Genomic DNA, 21,383 nt, shown 5'->3' with positions numbered 1-21,383 from the left:
CACGCACGGCCGGTCCGGACCGGTCGGCGGTGCGAGGCCGGTGCGAGCCGGTGAGGCCGGCGAGGCCGGTCGAGGAGGGTGCCGGTGGGCGAGCGGCGTATCCCGCAGGCCACCGCCTCGCGTCTGCCGCGGTACCTGCAGGCCCTGGTCGAGGCGGCCGAGCGCGGTCAGGAGACGATCTCCTCCGACGGGCTCGCCCGCGCCGCCGGGCTCAACTCCGCCATCGTCCGCAAGGACGTCTCCTTCCTCGGGACGGCAGGGACGCGGGGGGTCGGGTACGCGGTGCCGGACCTCGCCACCGAGATCTCCGCCATCCTCGGCATCACCGTCGACCGGCCCGTGGTGATCGTCGGCATCGGCAACCTCGGGCGGGCGCTCGCCACGTACGGGGGGTTCACGCGCCGCGGCTTCACGACGGTCGCCCTGGTGGACGTCGCCGAGGACGTGATCGGGACCCGCGTGGGCGAGCACCTGGTCGAGCCGGTCTCGCAGTTGGCGACCATCGTCGCCGAGCGGGGGGTGGAGCTCGGCGTGCTCGCCACCCCGAGCCAGCACACCCAGGCCGCCGCCAACCAGCTCGTGGCTTGCGGGGTGCGCGGCCTGCTCAACTTCGCCCCGGTCCGGCTCGAGGTCCCGGGCGACGTCACCGTCCGGAGCGTCGACCTGTCGACGGAGCTGCAGCTGCTCAGCTTCTACCAGCAGATGGCCGCTACCGACCTGTCGGCCGCCACCGGCTGACCCGCCCGGCGGGGTGGCGCGGTCGGCCGAACGGCTTCCTCGGCAGCGTTGGGAGCGGGCCCCGGCGGCCGATACCCTCCTGGTACGTCGTCCGTCGCCCGCCCGTCCCGGGAGCCCTCCGCGTTGTCCGTCCTGGTCGTCGGCTGCAACCACCGCAGCGCGGATCTCGCGCTGTTGGAACGGTTGGCCGTACCGACCGAGGAGCTGCCGAAGGCGCTGGCGTCGCTGACCCGCCTGCCGCACGTCACCGAGGCTGCGATCCTGTCGACCTGCAACCGGGTCGAGGTCTACGCCTCGGTCTCGCGCTTCCACCCGGGGCTCGCCGAGCTCCGGAGCTGGTTCGCCGAACGCGGGGACATCCACCCGCAGGATCTCGAGGAGCTGCACTACAGCTACCACGACGACCGCGCCGCGGCGCACCTGTTCGCCGTCGCCGGGGGCGTCGACTCCATGGTCGTCGGCGAGCAGCAGATCGCGGTCCAGGTCAAGGCCGCCATGGAGGCCGCTCGGGTCGAGGGCACCGCGCGTCGCGTCCTGCAGCGGCTGTTCCGCCAGAGCGTGCGCGTCGGCCGCCGCATCCGCCGCGACACCGACATCGCGCAGGGCGCATCGTCGATGGTCGACGTGGGGCTGGACGTCGCTCGCCAGCGCCTCGGGAGCGCCGACCTCGCCGGCCGGACCGTCCTGATCGTCGGTGCCGGCAAGGTCGGGTCGCTGACCGCGGCACGCCTGATGGACGAGGGTGCCGGCCGGGTGCTGGTATGGAACCGCAGCGCTGACAAGGCCCAGCGCCTGGCTGCCAAGGTCGCTGGCGAGGTCGTGCCCGCCGGTGGCCTGCGCGCCGCGCTCGCCGCCGCCGACCTCGCGGTGTGCACCACCGGCGCGCCACAGCCGGTCCTCGACGAGGTGCTGGTCGCGGCGGCGCTGACCGACCGCGAGGTCGCCGGGCGTGCGGCCGGGCAGGCGCCGCTCGTGCTGCTCGACCTGGCCATGCCACGCAACGTCGCGCCGGCCTGCGAGGCCCTCGGTGGGGTCAGCGTGGTCGACATCGCCGACGTCCGGGACCGGGCCGGCCGCGGGGTGACCGGCGAGGTCATCGCCAGCGCGCGTGCCGTCGTGGACGAGGAGGCCGATCGCTTCGCCGCCTGGGTGGCCGCCTCCGAGATCGAGCCGACCATCCGCGACCTGCGCGGCCAGGCCGAACGGGTCCGCACCGCCGAACTCGACCGCCTCGCGACCAAGCTCGGGGACCTCGACGACAAGCAGCGCGCCGCGGTCGAGGCGTTGACGCGCGGCATCGTCAACACCCTCCTGCACGAGCCGACGGTGCGCTTGAAGCGCCTCGCCGACGACGGCGCGGCCGAACCACACGCCGATGCCCTCCGCGAACTGTTCGGGCTCGACCAGCCGGACCTGTCGTGACCGACCGTCCCCCGGTCGCCCCCACGACCGGTCCCTGGCGCATCGCCACGCGTCGGTCCCACCTCGCCCAGGTCCAGGCGGGCCACGTCGGCCAGGCGCTCGAGACGGCGACCGGTCGCCCCTACGAGCTGGTCCCCATGGCGACCACCGGGGACGAGCATCCCGACCGCGCGCTCGACGCCTTCGACGCCAAGGGCCTCTTCGTCGACCGGACGCGGGGCGCGGTCCTCGCAGGGGACTGCCACCTCGTGGTGCACTCCTACAAGGACCTGCCGACCGAGGCGCACCCGGACCTGACGATCGGTGGGGTCCCGGCACGCGTCGACCCTCGTGATGCCCTGGTGACCCGCGCGGGGTGGCGCCTGGCGGACCTGCCCCGCGACCGCCAGGTCGTGATCGGGACCTCCTCGCCCCGTCGCAGGGCCCAGATCGCCAAGCACCGCCGCGACGTGCTCGTCCAGCCCATCCGGGGCAACATCGAGACCCGGCTCGGCAAGGTCGCACGTGGCGAGGTCGACGGGGTCGTGCTCGCCCTCGCCGGCATCCTGCGTGCGCGCCCCGACGTGCCGGGGTTGACGGTGGTCCCCCTCGAGCACGGCGAGATGTTGCACGCGCCGGCGCAGGGTGCGCTCGCCCTCGAGTGCCGGGTCGACGACGCGGCGACCCGCAAGGCCCTGCGCAAGCTCGACCACGAGGACACCCGGTCGGCCGTGACGGCCGAGCGTGAGGTGCTGCTCCAGCTCCAGGGGGGGTGCACCGCCCCGATCGGCGCCCACGCCGAGGTCCGGGTCGGGCCCACCGGCGAGAAGCGCATCGAGCTGCTCGGCCTGCTGTCGGACCCGAGCGGCACCAGCCTCTACCGCGCCTCGCACGAGACCGGCGCGTCCGAGCCGCACCTGCTCGGTCGCGTGATGGCCGCCACGCTGCTCGAGGCAGGTGGCGACCGGGTGCTCGAGCGGCTCCGCGCGGCCGACGGCGCCTGACCGGCGTGGCCACGACGTCCGCGCACAGCCCGCTGGCGCGACGGCGCGTGCTCGTGACGCGCCCACCGCACCAGGTCGCGGAGCTGGTGCAGGGCATCCGCCTCGCCGGCGGTGAGCCGGTGCTGGCCCCCACCATCGCGACGGTCCCGGGTGACACCGACGCGCTGATCGCGGCCGCCCACGACCTCGCGGCGGGGGTGGTGGCCGGGGCCTGCTTCACCTCGGCCAACGGCGTCCACGCCTTCGCCCGCGGCTGCGACGAGGGGCGCCTCGATCGACGCGGCCTGCTCGACGGACTGACGTTGGTCGGCGCGGTCGGTCCCCGCACCGCCGAGCTGGTCCTCGAGACGTTCGGTCGAGCCCCCACCGTCGTCCCGGACACCTCGACCGGTGCAGCGCTCGGGGCGGCCGTGCCCCCCGGGAGCGGCGAGGTGCTGCTCCCGCGGGGCGACCTCGCTGCTGACGACCTCGACCGCGCGCTCCGGCGGCGGGGATGGACCCCGCGGCGGGTCGACGCCTACCGGACGGTCACGGCGCCGTCGCTGCCCGGCGGGGTACTCACCGCGCTGGCGGCCGGCGAGGTCGACCTGCTGGCGTTCACCAGCGCCTCGACCGTGCGCGGCTTCGTCGAACTGGTCGGTGACCGGCCGTGGTCGGGCCGGGTGGTCGCCATCGGCCCGGTGACCGCCGCCGCGTGCCGCGAACTCGGGCTGACGGTGGCCGAGCAGGCCGATCCCCACGACCTCGACGGGCTGCTGGTGGCGCTCGGTCGGGCCGCGGAGGTGACCGGAGGGAGGACGACGTGAAGGAACGGCTCGCCCGGTGGCCGGTGTTCGCGGTGCTGTTCCGCGTGCTCGACCGGTACCGGCTGGATGCCGCCGACCAGTTCGCCGCCGCCATCGGGCTGTTCGTCTTCATCGCCCTGATCCCGGTCTTCCTCCTCGCCATCGCGATCGCCGGCCACGTGTACGCCGGGGAGGCCGACCAGGTCGCGTTGGCCGAGGCCCTGACCCGCAGCGTGCCCGGTCTCGGCGCGACGCTCGGCGGTGGGGAGGGCGTCGACGGGTTCGTCCAGACCATCATCGACCGCCGCGGGGCGATCACGGCGACCGGCCTCGTCGGCGTGCTGTTGACGGCGCTGCGCCCGGTCAACGCGGCGATGATGGCGACGTTGACCGTGTTCCGCGGCCGGGTCCCGATCGGTGCGCGGCTGCGCGGGCGCCAGGTCGTGGCCGGGCTGATGCTCGGTGCCGTCGCGCTCGCGGCCGTGGGAACCTCGACGGCCATCGGGTTCGCGGGCCTGCCGACCTCGGTGCGCTACGTGGTCTCGCTCGGCGCGACCTTCGCGCTGGACGTGCTGCTGTTCTGGACCGCGTACACCTTCCTGGCACCGGGGAGCCGGGTGCGTGGCCGCGACCTGTTGCCGGGAGCGCTGCTCGCCGGTGCGGGCTGGACCCTGCTCAAGGTGGCCGGATCGGCGTACGTCAGCCGTCAGGTCGACACGGCCGACGCCCTGTACGGCGCGGTCGGTGGCGTCGTGGCGTTGCTGCTCGTCCTCTACCTCGCCGGTCGCCTCTACCTGTACGGCGCCGAGCTGGCCGCGGTGCGCTACGAGCGCCGCCACGGACCCATCCCGCTGCCCGCTGGGACCTCGTCCCTCGCGCGGGTGGATGACCCGCTGCCGGACGCCACGTACGTGACCGCCCCCGGGGCGCCGCCTCGTGGCGGGCCGACCACGGCTCCAGCCGACCTCCCCGGCGCTCTCGGACCGGCCGATCGACGCAAGGTGGCCGCGTTGGTGGTCGGTGCGGCGGGTATCGGTCTGGTCTACCGCGTGATGCGCGGCTCGGATGCCTCGTAGACTCGGTGCTCGGCGCGTCTGCCGCGCCGTCGCCGCGAGATGCCCGAGGTGCGCGTGCCCTTCCCGACGACCCGGATGCGTCGCCTCCGCCGCACGCCCGCGCTCCGGCGGGCGTTCGCCGAGACCCGGCTCCACCCGGCACAACTGGTGCTGCCGGTGTTCGTGCGTCAGGGCGGTGCCGACGAGCCCACGCCCATCGCCTCGATGCCGGGCGTCCGGCAGCACACCACCCGGTCCGTGGTCGAGGTCGCGACCGAGGCGGTCGAGGCTGGCCTCGGGGGCGTGATCGTGTTCGGCATCCCCGCGACCAAGGACGCGGTGGGCTCGTCCGGTTGGGACCCGGACGGCCCGGTCCCCACCGCGGTGCGCGCCATCAAGCAGCGGGTCGGCGACGACCTCGTGGTGTGGGCCGACGTGTGCCAGTGCGAGTACACCGACCACGGTCACTGCGGTCCGCTCGCGCCGGACGGCGAGGTGTTGAACGACCCGGCGGTGGACGGCTACGTGCGCGACGCGGTGGCCTACGCCGACGCCGGGGTGGACCTCGTCGCTCCCTCCGGGATGATGGATGGTCAGGTGGCCGCCATCCGTGCGGGGCTCGACGGTGCCGGTCACGAACGCGTCGGCGTCGTCGCCTACGCCGCCAAGTACGCGTCGGCCTTCTACGGGCCGTTCCGTGACGCGGCGGGCTCGGCGGTCGTCGACGGTGGGGACCGTTCGAGCCACCAGATGGATCCGCGCAACGGTCGTGAGGCCCGGCTCGAGCTCGACCTGGACGCCGCCGAGGGTGCCGACGTGCTGATGGTCAAGCCGGCGATGGCCTACCTCGACGTGGTCGCCGAGGCTCGCCGCCGCAGCGACCTGCCGGTGGCCGCCTACCAGGTGTCGGGGGAGTACGCGATGATCCAGGCCGCCGCCGAGCGCGGGTGGCTCGAGGGCGGTCCGGCGATGAGCGAGGCGGTCACGTCCATCCTCCGGGCCGGGGCCGACCAGGTCCTGACCTACGCGGCGCTGGAACTCGCCCAGGCGGTCGACCGCTGACGACGCCGACCGTCGCCCCGTCGTGGCTCGTCGACACCCCGCTGGCACACCGCGGGCTGCACGGGGGCGACCTGGTCGAGAACACCCTGCCCGCCTTCGCCGCGGCACGGGACGCCGGCTACGGCGTCGAGCTGGACGTCCACCTGACCGTCGATGGCGTGCCGGTGGTGGTCCACGACCGTGACCTGCAGCGCACGACCGGCCACCGCGCGCGGGTGGGGCGGGTCACCGCTGCCGACCTGGCGACCATGCCCGTGTTCGGCACGCAGGAGACCGTCCCGACCCTGGCCGAGACGCTCGACGTGCTCGGGGACACCCCGGTCATGGTCGAGTGCAAGCAACCGAGGCTGCGGGGCGGCGCGCTGGAACGGGCCGTGGCCGAGGTCCTCGACGGCCACGCCGGACCGTGGTGCGTCGCCGGGTTCAACCCGGCGACGACGCGGTGGTTCCGCCGTCACCGGCCGAGCGCGGTCCGGGTGCTCACGGCGGGGCCGCTGGACAGCTCCCCCCTGCCCTCGTCGGTGCGTCGCCGGCTGGCCCGGTTGGCCGACCTCGAGGCGTCCGCCCCCCACGCGGTCAGCTACGACCTGGGCGGGCTCCCCGGCGAGGTGACCGACCGGTGGCGAGAGGCCGGGGGCGCGTTGGTGACCTGGACGGTCACCAGCACCTCCGAGCTCGAGCGTGCCCGCGAGCTCGCGGACAACGTCATCTTCGAGCGCGTCCGCCCCTGACGATCCGCAGGGGCGGGGTGCGCTGACCTCGCAGCACCCCGTCGAGGAACCGGGCCAGCGCCGCCTCGCAGCCGGGCCGGTCGACGTTCCAGGTCCGCACGTGGCCGGCACCGGGGACCCGGTGGTAGGTGACCACGTCCGGTCGGGCTGCCGCGAAGGCGTCGGAGAGGGAGACGGGCACCACCGCGTCCAGCTCGCCGTGGATCAGCAGTGTCGGGAGGGCGTAGCGGCGGGGATCGTCGAGGTGGTCGAGCCCGCGCCAGTCGATCCGGCCGCGGGCACCCGCGAGGGCCATGGTCGGGGGCAGCAGCACCGGCACGACCGCGGAAGGCAGGCCCCGCTGCCGGGCGGCAGCCCGCAGGACCGGGCCCCAGTGGCGGACGGGCGCGTCGAGGACGACGGCCCGGATCCGGGCCGCGAGCCCGCTGCGGGCCAGCAGCTCGGCGATGCAGGCGCCGCCCATGGACACGCCGAGGAGGACCACGTCGCGGGCGCCGTGCTCGGTGAGCACGAGCTCGACCGCGGCGGCGACGTCCTCCCACTCGGTGGCACCGAGGTGGCTGCGCCCGTCGGGGGAGCGCGGGGCCCCCGGTGCGTTGCGGTACGACAGCGCGAGGCACGACACGCCCGCCGCCAGGAAGGTCGGGACCCACCGAACGACCTCGCGGCGCGACCCGCTGCGGCCATGCACGAGGACCGCGACCGTGCTGTGGGGCGGCACGTCGGGCGCGGGGAACCACCACGCGGGCAGCTCGCCGAGCGGGCCGGATACCGAGGTGTCGACCACCTCGAGGCCGAGGTCGCGAGGGTCGTCCGGGATCGCCTCGGGGTCCAGCTGGCCGGTGTCGCCCGGCCCCACCTCGCCGACCAGCAGCTCCACGGGGCGGCGCACCCCGACGGTGACGTCGGCGAGCTCGGGCTCGGACGGATCCAGGACGACCTCGCCCGCGGGCGGCCCGATCCGCGCCCACCCGTTGGCGGTGGGCAGGCCCCACCAACCGGGCCGCATCGCGGCCGGCCCCGCGAGGACGACCTCGTCGCCCTCGACGTCGCGCACCTGGACGCCGTCGTCGGGCAGCGGCGCCACCGGGCGTCGGCCGGGGCGCTCGGTGATGCGGTCGGCGTAGTACCAGGTCGCACCGCCGGCGGCTGCGGCGAGCAGGGCGGCCGTCCCGCCGCCGGCGAGGGTCGCGGCCCGGCGGCGCCGGTCGGTGATGGCCGCCGTCGCGGGGACCCGTCGACGTCGTGCCCGGGGGAGCCAGGTGGTGGCTCGCCGACCACCCTGGCCTCCGCTGCTCGCGCCCCTCACGACCACCTACGCTCGCTCCTCGCCCGACGGGTCCCGCCGCCCGTCGGGTGCACCCTGCCAGACCGACCGCCGTCCACGGAGTCACCGTGTCGCACAGCCCCGCGTCCGCCGCCCTCTTCGCGCGTGCCCAGGCCGTCATCCCGGGCGGGGTCAACTCGCCGGTCCGCGCGTTCGACTCGGTCGGTGGTACCCCCCGCTTCATCCGCCGGGGGCACGGGGCGACCATCGAGGACGCCGACGGGCGCACCTACGTCGACCTCGTGAGCTCGTGGGGCCCGCTGCTGTTCGGGCACGCTCGGCGCGAGGTGATCGCGGCGGCCCGCGCGGCGCTCGAGCTCGGGTCGTCGTTCGGGGCGCCCACCGAGGCCGAGGTCGAGTTGGCCGAACGGGTCACCGCCGCCGTGCCGTCGGTCGAGAAGCTGCGGCTGACCAGCTCGGGGACCGAGGCCGGCATGAGCGCGGTCCGGCTCGCCCGGGGGGCGACCGGGCGGAGCAAGCTGCTGAAGTTCGTCGGCCACTACCACGGCCACGCTGATGCGCTGCTGGTCGCCGCCGGGTCGGGGGTGGCCACCCTCGGCATCCCCGGCTCCCCGGGGGTCACGGTGGGCGCCGCCGCCGACACCGTCCTCGTGCCCTGGAACGACCGTGAGGCCGTCGCGGCCGCCGTCGACGCCCACGGGGACGACCTGGCCGCGATCCTGGCCGAGCCGGTCCCGGCGAACATGAACCTCGTGCCGCCGGACGAGGGCTTCCTCGCGTTCCTGCGCGCCGAGGCCGACCGCAGCGGCGCCCTCCTGGTCTTCGACGAGGTCATCACCGGTTTCCGGCTCGCGCGCGGGGGTGCGCAGGAGCTCCACGGGGTCACGCCGGACCTCACCGTCCTCGGCAAGGTCCTCGGGGGCGGCTTCCCGCTGGCCGCCTTCGGTGGACGCGCCGACCTCATGGACCACCTCGCGCCGGTGGGTCCGGTCTACCAAGCCGGGACGCTGTCGGGGAACCCCGTGGCCGTGGCCGCCGGCCTCGCGCAGCTCACCCTGATCGACGAGCCGGACGTCTACGCACAGCTCCAGCGCACCACCGACCGGGTTGTGGCGGACCTGCGCGCCGCCTTCGCCGGGACCGGGGTGGCCCACCAGGTCCTCCAGCACGGCACGCTCGCCGGGGTGGTCTTCGCCGGGGCGCCGCCCCGCCGCTACGAGGACGTCGCGGCGGCGGACCACGCCGCCTACGGCCGGTTCTTCCACGCGATGCTGGACCGCGGCGTCTACCTGGCTCCGTCCGGCTACGAGGTCGTCTTCACGTCGCTGGCGCTGGACGAGCTGGCGCTGGAGCGCATCGCCGAGGCCGCAGCCGGCGCAGCAGCCGAGCTCGCCCGCTGAGGGCGCGTGCCGGGGACCGCTCAGGGCCACGGGCCTTTTGGTCGCGTTCGGGGCCCTTCGGTACCCTCCCGGCCACCGCCCGTGCCTTCCGGCCCTGGCGGTGGCGCAGGACCGCCGCTCCCCCCGGAGCGAAGCGGATCGAACCCGGATCGGTGGCCCCTCCACCGGCTCGATGAGAGGCAGTTCGCGTGCTGGAGTGGTTCCGCGAGTTCGGCGCTGCCGCGCCCGAGGCCCTGCGTGCGCTCTACCAGTTCGGCGACCCCGCCGGCCTCGGCCGCGGTTGGGTCGGTGCCGCCATCATGATCCTGTGGCTCGGACCGCTGATGGCGCTCCCCCTGTACCTGGCGAAGATCACCCACGGACGGCGCGAGTGGTTCTCGGCCACCATGGGCGTCATGGGCGCCTCGACCTTCGTCTGGTGGGTCCACGGCGTCCTCCCGCACGCCTGGATCCAGTTCGTCGAGGCCAACGAGAACGTCCTGTCGGACCGCATCATCCCGGCGTCCGCGGGCTTCGACGTGGGTGAGGACTACCGCGTCGAGATCGCCTCGAACCTCTACGGGGTCATCGCGGACTCGGTCGTCGCGGTCCTGATGATCGGCGGCATCGTCCTGAGCCTGTGGCTGTTCCTGCGGGTGCAGAAGAGCTACCCCAAGACCCTCGCCGCCGGCGAGGTCAAGCCGGAGGCCGGCGGCTACAAGTGAGCCGCTGACCACCACGCGTCGGCGACGACGCACCGAGCACCGGAAGGAGGGACGACGTGGGGAAGACCGACAAGGGTGAGCACCCCCTGATGTTCGACGACTACGTCGTCCAGCAGGTCGACGCGCAGTGGCTCCAGGAGCGTGTCAAGCCGAAGCGTCACATCGGACTCACGGCCGAGCTGTGCATCCTGTGCCGCGCCTGTGAGGACGTCTGTCCCTGGGAGTGCATCTACATGATGTCGCCCGGGATCATCCGCGATGCGGACAACCCTGAACTGGTGACGCTGGCGTCGCAGTCCCACGCGGTCTTCATCATCGACGACAACGAGTGCACCCGCTGCGCCATCTGCGTGGAGCGCTGCCCCTCCGACGCGCTGTGGCTCGGGCGGACCGACAACTAGGAGCACGTACAAGTGGCCAAGCGACCGAGCTTGCCGAGCTACGGGGACGCGAAGGCGAGCGTCCAGGACAACGTCATCTGGAAGTCGATCTTCCGGCCGGGCTCCATCTACCGCAAGGGCTACCGCGACACGTCGCGGGACCGCGCCCTCGCGGCGATGAACAACGTGCTCTACCACCTGCACCCGGTGAAGGTGAAGCGGCACGGTCTCAAGCTCACCTACACCTACTGCCTCGGTGGCCTCAGCTTCTTCCTGTTCATCCTGCTGACCATCACCGGCATCTTCCTGATGTTCTTCTACACCCCCGCTGCCGGTGCCGGCACCGAGCTCGCCTACCTCAACATGCGCGAGCTGTCGGCGTCGGTCACCTTCGGCAACCTGGTGCGCAACATGCACCGGTGGGGTGCCCACGCCATGGTCTTCACCGTGTTCCTGCACATGGCGCGGGTCTTCTACCACGGTGCTTACAAGCCGCCGCGCGAGTTCAACTGGGTGGTCGGCGTCATCCTCCTGCTGCTGACGCTGCTGCTGTCCTTCACCGGCTACCTGCTGCCGTGGGACCAGCTCGCGCTCTGGGCGGTCACCGTCGGCACCAACATGATGGGCTACACCCCGGTGTTCGGGGACCAGGTCCAGTTCGTGCTCCTCGGCGGCGTGTCGATCGGCCCCGCGACCCTGCTGCGGTGGTACGTGCTGCACGTGCTCTTCATCCCGTTCGTCACCGTCGTCTTCCTCGCGGTCCACTTCTGGCGGATCCGCAAGGACGGCGGCATCTCCGGACCCCTGTGACGCACCTGCCGGCCACCGGGCCCGCCCGGCCCGAACCCGTAGGTGACGAGAGGTAGAGCGATGTCGGAAGAGGTCCAGATGGATCAGGCGGTCTACGACCGTCTGATCGGCGAGGGCATGTCGGAGCGGATGGCCCGCGCGAAGGCCAAGGCCGCCACCGTCCGCGCAGCGAAGATCGGCGACGGTCAGACCCTCGGGCCGCGTCCGGCCGACGAGGCCGCTGCCAAGCTCGAGGCGTTCCGTTCCAACCAGGGTGGCGGTGGCGTGGCCACCAAGACCGCCGCACCGGCCGACGCCGGCGGGGGCGGCGGGCGTCTGACCCCCGAGGAACGTGCCGCCCGGGTGGCCGCGTCGCTCGGCAACGGCGACTCGGGTTCGATCGGCGTCCCCGCCGCCAGCCAGCACACCCACCGCATGCTCGCCCTCGTGCCCCCGGCCGGTATCCAGCAGGTCCAGTCCAAGCAGATGGACAAGGTCTACACCTGGCCGCACCTGCTGCTGGTGGAGTTCGTCGCCCTGCTGGCGGTCGGCTCCCTGCTGCTGGTGGTCTCCTTCTTCCTCGACGCCCCGCTCGGCTCGCTCGCCAACCCCAACGAGGTCCCGGCCATCAACAAGGCGCCGTGGTACTTCATGGGCCTCCAGGAGCTGCTGCGCTACTTCCACCCGATGATCGCCGGCGTCACCCTGCCGGGCGTCTTCCTCGTCGGGCTCATGGCCGCCCCGTACGTCGACAAGAACCCCTCCGCACGGCCCGAGAACCGCAAGACCGCCAACATGGCGTTCACCTTCTTCATGGCCTTCTGGGGCATCCTCGTCATCATCGGCTCGTTCCTGCGCGGCGCCGGCTACGAGTGGGCCTGGCCGTTCACGCAGGGCCTCGGCTTCACGCTCTGACCCTCCCGACCCGGGGTCGCCCGCGACCCCGTGAGGAGCACCTGACCATGGCAGACGACGCCAAGAGCACCCGTCGCCTCGACCTCCCGCGCGTCGAGCGCCGTGCCTTCTTGCGCTACGGCATGTTCGGTGCCGTCAGCGCGGGGCTCGGCGGCTTCGGGCTGGCCTCCCTGGGCTTCCTCTACCCGCGTCCCGGTGACGAGCTCACCGGCCAGGTGCCGCTCGAGGACGCCGAGCAGCTCGCTGCCGAGATCCAGTCGACCCGGACGCCGGTCCGCGTGCCCGCCGGTGGTATCTCGATCGTGACCTGGGACCCGTCGAACGAGACGGCGATGAACCTGTACGGCGAGGACCACGCGATCGTCAACGGTTCGGTCGGCCTGATGGCGCTCAACTCCCAGCAGTGTGTGCACCTCGGGTGCGCGGTGCCCTGGTGCCAGACCTCCCAGTGGTTCGAGTGCCCGTGCCACGGTTCGCGGTACAACCGGTGGGGCGAGTACACCGGCGGTCCCGCACCGCGTGGCCTCGACCGGTACAGCTCCTTCGTCGACGAGGGGACCGGCATGTTCGTGGTCGACCTCGGCGACATGATCACCGGGCCCGCCCGCACGGCCAACGCGCTGGAACAGCCCCAGGAGGGGCCGAACTGCGTCGACGCCTGACCGTCCGTCAGCGAGGGGAACCACCGACATGTCCAACCTGTTCCTGGCCGCCGAGGGCGGCGGCAGCGGCGGGGCCGCCCCGATCATCATCCTGGTGGTCGCGCTGGTCGGCTTCGGCGTCGCCTACTTCCTGGTGGGCCCGGGCAAGGACCGGCGGGGTCCCAAGCGTCACGGTGACATCCCGCTGTCCATGCGTCCCTACCACTCCGACGAGGAGCTGGAGACCACCGGGATGGAGCGCGCGATGGCGTGGGGGGTGGCCTTCGCGGTCTTCTCCGCGCTGTTCCTGCCGCTCTACTGGGTCATCGAGCCGACGCGCATCGCGGACCGCAACGAGGAGTTCTACAACGCCGACGTCGCCAAGGGTCGCGAGCTGTTCCAGGCCGCCTGCGCCTCGTGCCACGGCGTCAACCTCGACGGCGGCAGCGCCCCGAACCCGGACGCGGACATCACCGCCCCGTGGCCCGCGCCGGCGCTGGACAACATCGTCGCGCGCTACGAGGGGTCCGAGATCGTCGAGGACCCCTACCAGCTGATCATCATGACGCTCGAGAACGGTCGTCCCGGGACGCCGATGCCCGCGTTCGGCGTGGGCGCCGGTGGCCAGTACTCCGACAACGAGCTCAACCAGATCGCGACCTACATCCTGTCGGTGCAGACCGGTGAGGTCGCACCGATCGATGCCCAGGCGTTCGTCGGTCGCTCCGGCGAGGACCTCTTCGGCGACAACTGCGCCCGGTGCCACGGCGCCGAGGGGCAGGGTGTGGTCGGCCCGAACCTGCTCAACGTCTTCGAGCGGTACGGGGTCGGCCCCGACGACGATGCCGAACAGGCCCGTGCGGTCATCCGCCAGGCGATCCTCCAAGGACGCATGGTGCCCGGCAAGGCGCCGATGCCCCCGTTCGAGGGCAAGCTGACCGACGACGCGATCGACGCGATCATCGACCACATCGAGTCGATCCAGACCACCGGCGGTCCCCGCTTCGGCCAGCTCGGACCGCACCCCCTCGACCCGGAAGGTGACCAGTGAGCGACACCCTGTTCCTCGCGGTCGAGACGGTCATCCCGGCGAACCACCCGGCATCGATCCTCTCCATCCCCCTCGGTCTGCTGTTCTTCGGCGGCTCGGTCATCCTGCTCCTGTGGTCCAACTACGGGCTCAGGAAGGCGACCGCCATGTACGGCTGCGCCTTCTTCGGGTTCAGCTTCCTGCTCGGGGTGTTCTTCTGGTTCGGGGGCCCGGGCATCCCCGCATCGCTCGGGATCACCCACCTGCCGGGCCAGACCTCCTCGCACTACAACGCCCAGTGGTACGGCTTCGAGCAGGGCTCGGAGCGCGCGTCGTTCTACCCGGCCTCCAACGACCCCGACTCGTTCCAGGACGTGGTCGCCTACACCGGGCGCGAGGACCTCAGCCCCGAGCGTCTCCAGGCCGACCCGCTCCACGCCAACACGGTCGGTTCGGTCGGCTCGGCCGTCGACGTCATGAGCAACCAGTACCTGCCGGTGGACGAGAACGGCATCGCCCAGATCGGTGCCGAGACGCGCGCCGCCCTCGAGGAGGACGTCGCCGCCCTCATCGAGTCGGAGCCTGCCCTCCAGGCCGACGGCGTGCGCCGGGCACCGACCTTCTACACCGCCGACACGGTCGGGGACCCACGGATCACCGACGACCAGGGCGTCCCGGTCGCCACGCAGCGCTTCCGCACCATGGCGAACTTCGTCGACCCCGACGGCGTTCCGATCCTGCGGACCACCACCGACGAGGACGGCGAGGAGATCGAGACCGCGTGGCCGGTGGGCGAGGAGACCGACTGGTTCGCCTTCCGCGACCCCGGCGCCGAGTGGTTCCCGTCCATGCTGTGGACCGTCATCAGCCTCATAGGGTTCGCCGGCAGCCTGTTCTGGCTCGATCGGCTCGAGCTGCGGGACAAGCGCCTCGCGCTCGAGCTCGCTGAAGAGCCCGAGGACCTCGCCGTCCCGATCGCGCAGTGACAACTGCTCACCCCTGACGCACCCCGCGGGCGTCGGCCCCTCCGGGCCGGCGCCCGTCGGCTGTCGGCGGGGCCGCCACCGCACCCAGGTTGGCACCCGACCCCATCGCTCGGCACCCTGGTCGCCCGGATGGCGCGGCCACGCGCGGCCCACCCTCCTCCGTGCCCCACCCTCCCGTTGGTTCGACAGGACCGTCCGTGTCCCGCCTGGTCGCCCTCGTCCTCGTCCTCGCCCTGGCCGCCGCCGGGTGCACGTCGGGGGGCGGCAGCGCGGCCGCTGACTGCGAACGCATCCCCGGCGTGCGTCCGGGCCTGTGCCTGACCCCGCCGGACGCCCGGCTGCCGGCGCCGTCGGGGCAGGGACCGGTGCTCGGCGACGAGGATCTGACCACGTCGCTCAGTGAGCGGGCGGGCCAGCCCGTCGTGGTCAACTTCTGGGGCTCGTGGTGCGGGCCGTGCCGGGTGGAGCAGCCCGAGCTCAACGAGGTGGCCGAGCGGTTCGACGGCGAGGTCACCTTCCTCGGGGTCAACGTCAACGACCCGGCCGCCAACGCGCTGGCCTACGTCCGCGAGTTCGAGCCGCCCTACCCCTCCATCCACGACCCCGCCGGCACCTACGCCGCCTCCTTCGAGGGCGTCGGTCCGAACACGATGCCGTCGACGATCCTCATCGACGCCGAGGGGCGGGTGGCAGCGCGTCTCTTCGGTGCCACCACCGCGACCGAGCTGACCGTCCTCACCTCGCATCTGCTCGACGGGGGCTGACGTGGCCGAACAGGTGCAGCTGCTGATCTCCGACGCGAACCTCCTGGTCGCGGCGGCGGTCGCGTTCACGGCGGGCCTGCTCTCGTTCGCCTCGCCCTGCGTGCTGCCCCTGGTCCCCGGCTACCTGTCCTACATGACGGGCCTGTCCGGCCAGGACCTCCAGGCCGGTGGTGCCCGCGCCCGCGGCCGGGTGCTGGTCGGCTCGATCCTGTTCGTGACCGGCTTCGCGATCCCGTTCGTGATGCTCGGGTTCGCCGCCGGCACGTTGAGCTTCCTCGAACGCAACCTCGGCGCCCGGATCGCCCTCGGCACCCTCGTGGCCGTCCTCGGGCTGCTCATGGCCTCCGGACGGCTGGTCCGCGAGGCCCGCTTCGCCGACACGGCGCCGACCCGTGGGTTGGCCACCGCTCCCGTCCTCGGGTTCGTCTTCGGGATCGGCTGGACCCCGTGCCTCGGGCCGGCAGCGGGCGCGATCCTCACCCTGTCGGCCTCGGTGTCCGGCGGCACCTCCGGACGCGGCGCCGCGCTCGGGTTCGTGTACGCCTTCGGCCTCGGGGTCCCCTTCATCCTCTTCGGGCTGCTGTTCCGCCGGCTGTCGGGGACCCTCGACGTCCTCAAGCGCAACGCCCGGGGGTTGCAGATCGGCGGCGGTGTCTTCATCAGCCTGGTCGGCGTGGCCATCGCCACGGGCCTGTGGGACCGGTTCATCTTCGTCCTGCGGCCCCTGATCAGCGGCTTCGAGGCCCCCCTGTGAGCCAGCTCGACGACCTGGAGTCGCAGGCACCGCCCGAGGCCAACCCGGCCGTGCGCCGATCGGTGCCCGGTGCCCCCCGCGGGCCGCTCGGCTTCGTCTGGCAGTCGACGGTCATGGGGTGGCGGTGGCTGGTGCGCATGCGCACGGCTCTCTACCTGCTCGGTGTCCTCGCGATCGAGACCCTGCTCGCCACGGTCATCCCGCAGGAGCCGAACGTCCCCGGGACCGTCCGCGGGTGGCTCGCCGGTGAGGAGGGTCCCGGCGCGACCGTCGCCGCGCTCATCGACACCTTCGGCCTGTTCGACGTCTACGGGTCGACGCTGTTCCTCGCCACCCTCTTCCTGCTGTACCTGTCGCTGACGGCGTGCATGATCCCGCGCGTGCGGGCGTGGGTCCGCCTCGTGCGTCGGTCGGTCCCACCGCGCAGCCGCTACCCGGACCGGTCCGAGCTCGCCACCACCGGGGTGACCGACCGCACCCCGGACGAGGTCCACGCCGCGGCGCGCGAGTTGCTCGATGATCGTCGCTGGCGGGTCCGGCCAGGTGACGACGGCCCGAGCGGCCCACCGCAGGTGGCCGCCGAGAAGGGCCTCTGGTCGCGCGAGGGTGGCTCGCTGCTGTTCCACCTGTCGTTCTACGTGCTCCTCGCCGCGGTCGTCTTCGGTCAGCTGTCGGGCTTCACCGGTCAGGTCGGCGTCGTCGAGGGCGAACCCGGTTTCGCGGACGCGCAAGCCCTGTACTGGACCCGTGATCCCGGACGGCTGTGGAGCGAGGACGACCACGCGGGTTGGACCCTCGAGCTCGACGCGTTCACCGTCGACTGGGTCCGCGACCCCCTCGCCCCCGGCGCGGGGCAGCCGACCACGTTCGCCTCGGACGTGACCGTCACGTCCCGGGACGGCGAGGTGACCACCACCACCATCGAGGGCAACGCGCCCGTCACCTTCGAGGGCATGAAGGTCACCCAGCTCGACTGGGGGTACGCGCCGCGGATCGAGGTCGTGGTCGACGGCGAGGTGGTCCACGACGGCTTCGTGGTCGCCCGCGCCGAGAGCGGGGGGCTGCCGCCGTTCCGCACCGCGGTCAAGGCCCCCTCCGCCGATCCGGACCTCGGCCTCGACGTCTTCATCTACCCGTTCGCGCCCGACGGTGACAGCGGCAGCCCCGAGCTGACCGGCGCACCGTGGGACGAGGCCCCGGTCGCCATCGTCCGCAACTACCGCGGCGACCTCCAGCTCGGCCGCACCCAGCAGTCGGTCTGGCAGCTCGACACCTCGGCGCTCGAGTCGAGCGGTGGTGCGTTCCTACGGCCAGGCAGCGAGGTCACCCTCGACGGTGACGTGACCATCCGGTTCCACGAGATGCGCCGCTGGGTGGGCTTCCAGGTCTCCAACCGTCCGCAGCTGCCGTGGCTGCTGTTGGCGTCCGTCATGCTGCTCGGCGGGCTCTGGCCGGCCCTGTACGCCTACCGCCGCCGCCTGTGGGTAGCGGCGTCCACGGACCCGGCGTCGGGACGTACCCTGGTGACCGTCGGCGGCCGGGCCTTCCAGCGCCCACAAGCCTTCGAGGAGGAGCACGAGCAGCTCGTGCGTGCCCTCGCCGACGCGACCGACGCCTCACCGGTCGACCCCGCACCGCGCTCGACGCCGGACGCGACGACGCCCACTGTCGGTAGCCCACCCGCCCGCCGCCCCTCCGGCCGCGCCTGACCCGGGAGCCCGAACGTGCCACAGGACCTCGCCGAGCTGTCACGGTTCCTGTACTCGCCCGTCACGCTGCTGTTGTACGTAGCCGCGACGGGGGCGAACCTCTACGCGCTCACCGCCCGGGCCGCCCCGGAGGGCTCGCGCAGCGGCCGGGTGCTGCCGGGCACGCGGGCCCAGCAGCTCGGGATCGTGCTCGCCGTGCTCGCCGTGGTCGCGCACATCGCGCACGAGGTGGTCCGCGGCATCGCCCAGCAGCGCCTGCCGCTCGGCAACATGTTCGAGTTCAGCTCGGCGATGGCCCTGACCGGCGCGATCGCCGGCATCGTCTACCTCGTGGTGATCCGCAAGCGTCCCGAGCTCCTCGGTTTCGTGATGCTCGGGGCCACGCTCGTGGTGGGTTCGGCGATGCTCGCCTACAGCGACCCGGGCCCGCTCCAGCCGATCCTCGACACCTGGTGGCGTTCGTTCCACGTGAGCATCATCGTGGCCGCCGCAGGCATCCTGACCGTCGGGTTCGTCTTCACGGCCCTCTACCTGCTGCGTGACACCGCGGAGCGGTACGTCGCCGAAGGGCGCTCGGCGGTCACCTCGGGCTCGACCGTCGGCGCCGCGCACGTGTCGGACCTGACGTCGGCCGACGATGCCAGCTCGGTCGACGAGCGGGTCGCGCCGGACACGCTCGGGGACGCTGCTCCCGGCGACACCGTCGTCCAGACGAGCGACGCGGCCGCCTACCGCGTGGCCCTCCGCCGCGGGATCTCGGCACCGAAGCTGGCGATCGGCACCTTCCTCGGCACCTCCACCGTCTCGTGGATCTACATCGCCACGCCGACGTTGGACCTGTCGACGGGCATCCAGCGCTTCCTGACGATCAACCTCACCCTCGTGGCCGCGGCCCTGCTGTCGCGCTGGTTCGTCGGCTTCCTGCCGCCCGCTGCCACCCTCGACAACCTCGCCTACCGCACGATCGCGCTCGGGTTCTTCGCCTGGACCTTCGGCGTCATCGCCGGCGCGATGTGGGCCGAGCAGTCCTGGGGCCGGTTCTGGGGCTGGGACCCCAAGGAGACCGGCTCGTTCCTGACCTGGGTCGCCTACGCCGCCTACCTGCACGCCCGGGCCACGCGCGGCGCTCGCGGCCGGTCGGCCGGTTGGATCGGTCTGTGGGCGTTCGCGGTGCTGATGTTCGCCTACCAGGGTGTGAACCTGGTGATCGTCGGGTTGCACTCGTACGCGGGGCTCTGACCTCCTCCACCGCTCGGGACGCGGTCGTGTGGCGTCGTCGTGGTCCTCGCACCTGCGAGGCAACCGTCGGGGCGTCGACTGCGAACCACTCCCGTGCTCGTAGCCGCAGGGTGTCGAGCAGGCCACCGGGGAACCGGCGCCGACGGAGCGAGCGAAGAAGAACCCACGATGATCATCAGCCAGCTGGTGGGGGGGACCGCACCTGAGACGGGACAGAGCCCGGCGGTCCGCTTCGCGCGGTGGGGAGGTGTCCTGTACGCCTCGGCCGGCATCATCGGGCTGGCCCTCACCGGTCTGGTCGACCTCACCAGCACCTCGGGCGCGATGCTGTGGGTGTTCGAGGTCAACGCGCTCCAGAACCTGCTGCACCTGCTGATCGGCATCGCGCTCGTGAGTTCCTCGGGATCCTCGCCGGGGGCCGCCCGCGTCGCGACGATGCTCACCGCCACCGCGCTCGGCGTCACCGGCCTCCTCGGGATGGCGCTCGTCGGGACCGAGGCGAACGTGCTGGCCCTGAACCCGCCGTCCAACGCCCTGCACCTGGCCACCGCCGCGCTCGCGAGCATCTGCGCCGCGGCCTCCCCCCGTCAGCGCGCCCCCAGCTAGCCACCCGCACTCCCGGAAGGGCACCGCGTGGAACCCGACAGGAAACGCCGCTTCACCGCCCTGACGGGTGGGAAGCCGGCGATCACCGACGAGGACCTGTTGCTGCGGGTCGCACGTGGGGACCAGACCGCGTTCGGGTCGTTGTTCGACCGGTTCTCGGGGTTGGTCTTCGGGGTGGTCAAGCGCATGCTCCGCGACCCTTCGCAGTCGGAGGAGGTCGCTCAGGAGGTCCTCGTCGAGGTGTGGCGCACGGCGACACGTTTCGACCCCGATCGCGGCTCGGCCCAGACCTGGATCCTGACGATGGCGCACCGCCGTGCCATCGACCGGGTCCGCAGCGAACAGGCCAGCCGCGACCGCACCGATCGCATCGGACAGCGTGACCAGGTCCGCGCCTTCGACGAGGTCGCGGAGGAGGTCGAGCTGCGCTTCGAGCACGAGCAGGTGCGCGGCGCGCTCTCGGCGCTCACCGACCTGCAGCGCGAAGCGGTGGAGCTCGCCTACTACGGCGGGTACACCTACCGCGAGGTAGCGGAGCTCCTCGACACACCCCTCGGCACCATCAAGACCCGGATGCGTGACGGCCTGATCCGCCTTCGCGACGCGATGGGGGTGGCATCGTGAGCTACCTCGGAGGATCGCCCATGAGCCCCGACATCCACACGCTGACCGGTGCCTACGCCGTCAACGCCCTGCCCGACGACGAGCGGCGCGCTTTCGAGGCGCACCTGGCCGCCTGCGACGCGTGCACCCAGGAGGTCGCCGAGCTGCAGGCCACCGCGGCACGCCTCGGTGCGGCCTCGGCGGTGACGCCACCTGCCGGTCTCCGCGACGCGGTGATGGCCGAGATCGCCGACGTTCGCCAGGAGGCACCGTCGCGGGTGCCGTCAGGCCCGGAGCTGCCGCGCATCTCGCCGTCGCGCCGGTGGATGTCCTCGGTGATCGCCCCGGCCGCGGCGGTGGTTGTCATCGCCATCCTCGGGCTGTCGGCGATCGTGGCCAACCTCAGCAGCCGCATCGACCAGATCGAGACGACGACCTCCCAGGTGACCAACGTGATCGCGGCCGCCGACGCGCAGACCATCGAGATCGAGACCCGTGGTAGCGAGGTGGCGCGCCTGATCATGTCGCCGTCGCGCAGCGAGGCGGTGCTCCTGGTCAACGGGATGGCGGCGGCGCCCGAGGACCACAACTTCGTCATCTGGCTCATCGACGGCGAGGGCACGGCCGAGCCGGCCGGCACCTTCGACGTCGACGACCGTGGCCGTGCCACCCGGGTGGTCGCGGGAGACCTGGCCGCCACGGCCGCGCTCGGGGTGACCATCGAACCCGACGGTCAGCCGGTCACCGTGCCGACGTCCGATCCGCTGATGGTGGTCGAGATGCCGACCACCTGAGCCGG

General features: G+C 72.8%; 23 protein-coding genes. 22 read left to right on the top strand and 1 reads right to left on the bottom strand.

The window, feature by feature from the left end; translation table 11 throughout:
* Positions 1-84: 84 nt before the first annotated feature.
* The 7 genes from NITAL_RS02410 (at position 85) to NITAL_RS02380 (ending at position 6,776) form a co-directional block, all read left to right on the top strand.
* Positions 85-738 carry a redox-sensing transcriptional repressor Rex gene (locus tag NITAL_RS02410; RefSeq protein ID WP_211262155.1) on the top strand — a complete coding sequence of 218 codons (654 nt, stop codon included), beginning with the start codon at positions 85-87 and terminating at the stop codon, positions 736-738.
* Positions 739-861: 123 nt separating this feature from the next.
* Complete coding sequence (locus tag NITAL_RS02405; protein WP_169786696.1) at positions 862-2,160, top strand: glutamyl-tRNA reductase; 1,299 nt, start codon at positions 862-864, stop codon at positions 2,158-2,160.
* Entirely contained in the window at positions 2,157-3,143 is a 987-nt protein-coding gene (hemC, locus tag NITAL_RS02400) for a hydroxymethylbilane synthase (protein WP_052664474.1), read from the top strand. The genes NITAL_RS02405 and hemC overlap by 4 nt, the downstream gene beginning before the upstream one ends.
* A 5-nt stretch (positions 3,144-3,148) precedes the next feature.
* A complete protein-coding gene (locus tag NITAL_RS02395) occupies positions 3,149-3,949 on the top strand; it encodes a uroporphyrinogen-III synthase (protein ID WP_052664473.1) in 801 nt (266 codons plus the stop codon).
* Positions 3,946-5,004, top strand: coding sequence for a YihY/virulence factor BrkB family protein (locus tag NITAL_RS02390; RefSeq protein ID WP_052664472.1), 1,059 nt, complete (start codon positions 3,946-3,948; stop codon positions 5,002-5,004). The genes NITAL_RS02395 and NITAL_RS02390 overlap by 4 nt, the downstream gene beginning before the upstream one ends.
* Before the next feature lie 39 nt (positions 5,005-5,043).
* On the top strand, positions 5,044-6,045 hold the full coding sequence (gene hemB, locus NITAL_RS02385; protein WP_052664471.1) for a porphobilinogen synthase: 1,002 nt from the start codon (positions 5,044-5,046) through the stop codon (positions 6,043-6,045).
* Positions 5,931-6,776: a glycerophosphodiester phosphodiesterase family protein gene (locus NITAL_RS02380; protein WP_083441143.1), complete on the top strand. Its 846-nt coding sequence runs from the start codon at positions 5,931-5,933 to the stop codon at positions 6,774-6,776. The genes hemB and NITAL_RS02380 overlap by 115 nt, the downstream gene beginning before the upstream one ends.
* Here NITAL_RS02380 and NITAL_RS02375 read toward each other — a convergent pair.
* A complete protein-coding gene (locus NITAL_RS02375; RefSeq protein WP_157041567.1) occupies positions 6,751-8,085 on the bottom strand; it encodes an alpha/beta hydrolase in 1,335 nt (444 codons plus the stop codon). The two genes, NITAL_RS02380 and NITAL_RS02375, sit on opposite strands and share 26 nt — an antisense overlap.
* Positions 8,086-8,171: 86 nt before the next feature.
* On the opposite strand from NITAL_RS02375, the gene hemL reads away from it, so the two are divergent.
* The 15 genes from hemL (at position 8,172) to NITAL_RS02300 (ending at position 21,378) form a co-directional block, all read left to right on the top strand.
* On the top strand, positions 8,172-9,464 hold the full coding sequence (hemL, locus tag NITAL_RS02370; RefSeq protein WP_052664469.1) for a glutamate-1-semialdehyde 2,1-aminomutase: 1,293 nt from the start codon (positions 8,172-8,174) through the stop codon (positions 9,462-9,464).
* A gap of 188 nt (positions 9,465-9,652) precedes the next feature.
* On the top strand, positions 9,653-10,168 hold the full coding sequence (locus tag NITAL_RS02365; protein ID WP_052664468.1) for a hypothetical protein: 516 nt from the start codon (positions 9,653-9,655) through the stop codon (positions 10,166-10,168).
* Positions 10,169-10,224: 56 nt separating this feature from the next.
* Positions 10,225-10,569 carry an NADH-quinone oxidoreductase subunit I gene (locus tag NITAL_RS02360; protein WP_052664467.1) on the top strand — a complete coding sequence of 115 codons (345 nt, stop codon included), beginning with the start codon at positions 10,225-10,227 and terminating at the stop codon, positions 10,567-10,569.
* 12 nt (positions 10,570-10,581) lie between these two features.
* On the top strand, positions 10,582-11,358 hold the full coding sequence (gene extP / locus NITAL_RS02355; protein ID WP_083441142.1) for a selenite/tellurite reduction operon b-type cytochrome ExtP: 777 nt from the start codon (positions 10,582-10,584) through the stop codon (positions 11,356-11,358).
* Between the two features lie 60 nt (positions 11,359-11,418).
* The gene (locus tag NITAL_RS02350; protein ID WP_052664466.1) at positions 11,419-12,252 is read left to right on the top strand and encodes a cytochrome b family protein; all 834 of its coding nucleotides are present in this window, start codon (positions 11,419-11,421) and stop codon (positions 12,250-12,252) included.
* Positions 12,253-12,299: 47 nt separating this feature from the next.
* Positions 12,300-12,914 (top strand): QcrA and Rieske domain-containing protein, encoded by a 615-nt coding sequence (locus NITAL_RS02345; protein WP_052664465.1) that lies wholly within the window; start codon positions 12,300-12,302, stop codon positions 12,912-12,914.
* A gap of 28 nt (positions 12,915-12,942) precedes the next feature.
* Complete coding sequence (locus tag NITAL_RS02340; RefSeq protein ID WP_052664464.1) at positions 12,943-13,944, top strand: c-type cytochrome; 1,002 nt, start codon at positions 12,943-12,945, stop codon at positions 13,942-13,944.
* Positions 13,941-14,909, top strand: coding sequence for a hypothetical protein (locus tag NITAL_RS02335; protein WP_052664463.1), 969 nt, complete (start codon positions 13,941-13,943; stop codon positions 14,907-14,909). The genes NITAL_RS02340 and NITAL_RS02335 overlap by 4 nt, the downstream gene beginning before the upstream one ends.
* Positions 14,910-15,106: 197 nt before the next feature.
* Positions 15,107-15,673, top strand: a complete 567-nt coding sequence (locus tag NITAL_RS02330; protein WP_052664462.1) for a TlpA family protein disulfide reductase — start codon at positions 15,107-15,109, stop codon at positions 15,671-15,673.
* A gap of 1 nt (position 15,674) precedes the next feature.
* Positions 15,675-16,427: a cytochrome c biogenesis CcdA family protein gene (locus tag NITAL_RS02325; RefSeq protein ID WP_052664461.1), complete on the top strand. Its 753-nt coding sequence runs from the start codon at positions 15,675-15,677 to the stop codon at positions 16,425-16,427.
* The gene (resB, locus tag NITAL_RS02320) at positions 16,424-18,136 is read left to right on the top strand and encodes a cytochrome c biogenesis protein ResB (RefSeq protein ID WP_052664460.1); all 1,713 of its coding nucleotides are present in this window, start codon (positions 16,424-16,426) and stop codon (positions 18,134-18,136) included. Before NITAL_RS02325 ends, resB begins: the two co-directional genes overlap by 4 nt.
* A 15-nt stretch (positions 18,137-18,151) precedes the next feature.
* On the top strand, positions 18,152-19,375 hold the full coding sequence (gene ccsA / locus NITAL_RS02315) for a cytochrome c biogenesis protein CcsA (RefSeq protein ID WP_052664459.1): 1,224 nt from the start codon (positions 18,152-18,154) through the stop codon (positions 19,373-19,375).
* A 168-nt stretch (positions 19,376-19,543) separates the two neighbouring features.
* The gene (locus NITAL_RS02310) at positions 19,544-19,981 is read left to right on the top strand and encodes a DUF4383 domain-containing protein (protein ID WP_052664458.1); all 438 of its coding nucleotides are present in this window, start codon (positions 19,544-19,546) and stop codon (positions 19,979-19,981) included.
* 27 nt (positions 19,982-20,008) lie between these two features.
* Positions 20,009-20,605 carry a sigma-70 family RNA polymerase sigma factor gene (locus NITAL_RS02305; RefSeq protein ID WP_083441140.1) on the top strand — a complete coding sequence of 199 codons (597 nt, stop codon included), beginning with the start codon at positions 20,009-20,011 and terminating at the stop codon, positions 20,603-20,605.
* Positions 20,606-20,625: 20 nt separating this feature from the next.
* Positions 20,626-21,378 carry an anti-sigma factor gene (locus NITAL_RS02300; protein WP_052664457.1) on the top strand — a complete coding sequence of 251 codons (753 nt, stop codon included), beginning with the start codon at positions 20,626-20,628 and terminating at the stop codon, positions 21,376-21,378.
* Positions 21,379-21,383: the final 5 nt, after the last annotated feature.

The organism is Nitriliruptor alkaliphilus DSM 45188 (genome assembly GCF_000969705.1).
GTDB lineage: Bacteria > Actinomycetota > Nitriliruptoria > Nitriliruptorales > Nitriliruptoraceae > Nitriliruptor > Nitriliruptor alkaliphilus.
Note: the sequence above shows the minus strand (reverse complement) of the source record. Positions and strands in the feature narration are given on the sequence as shown.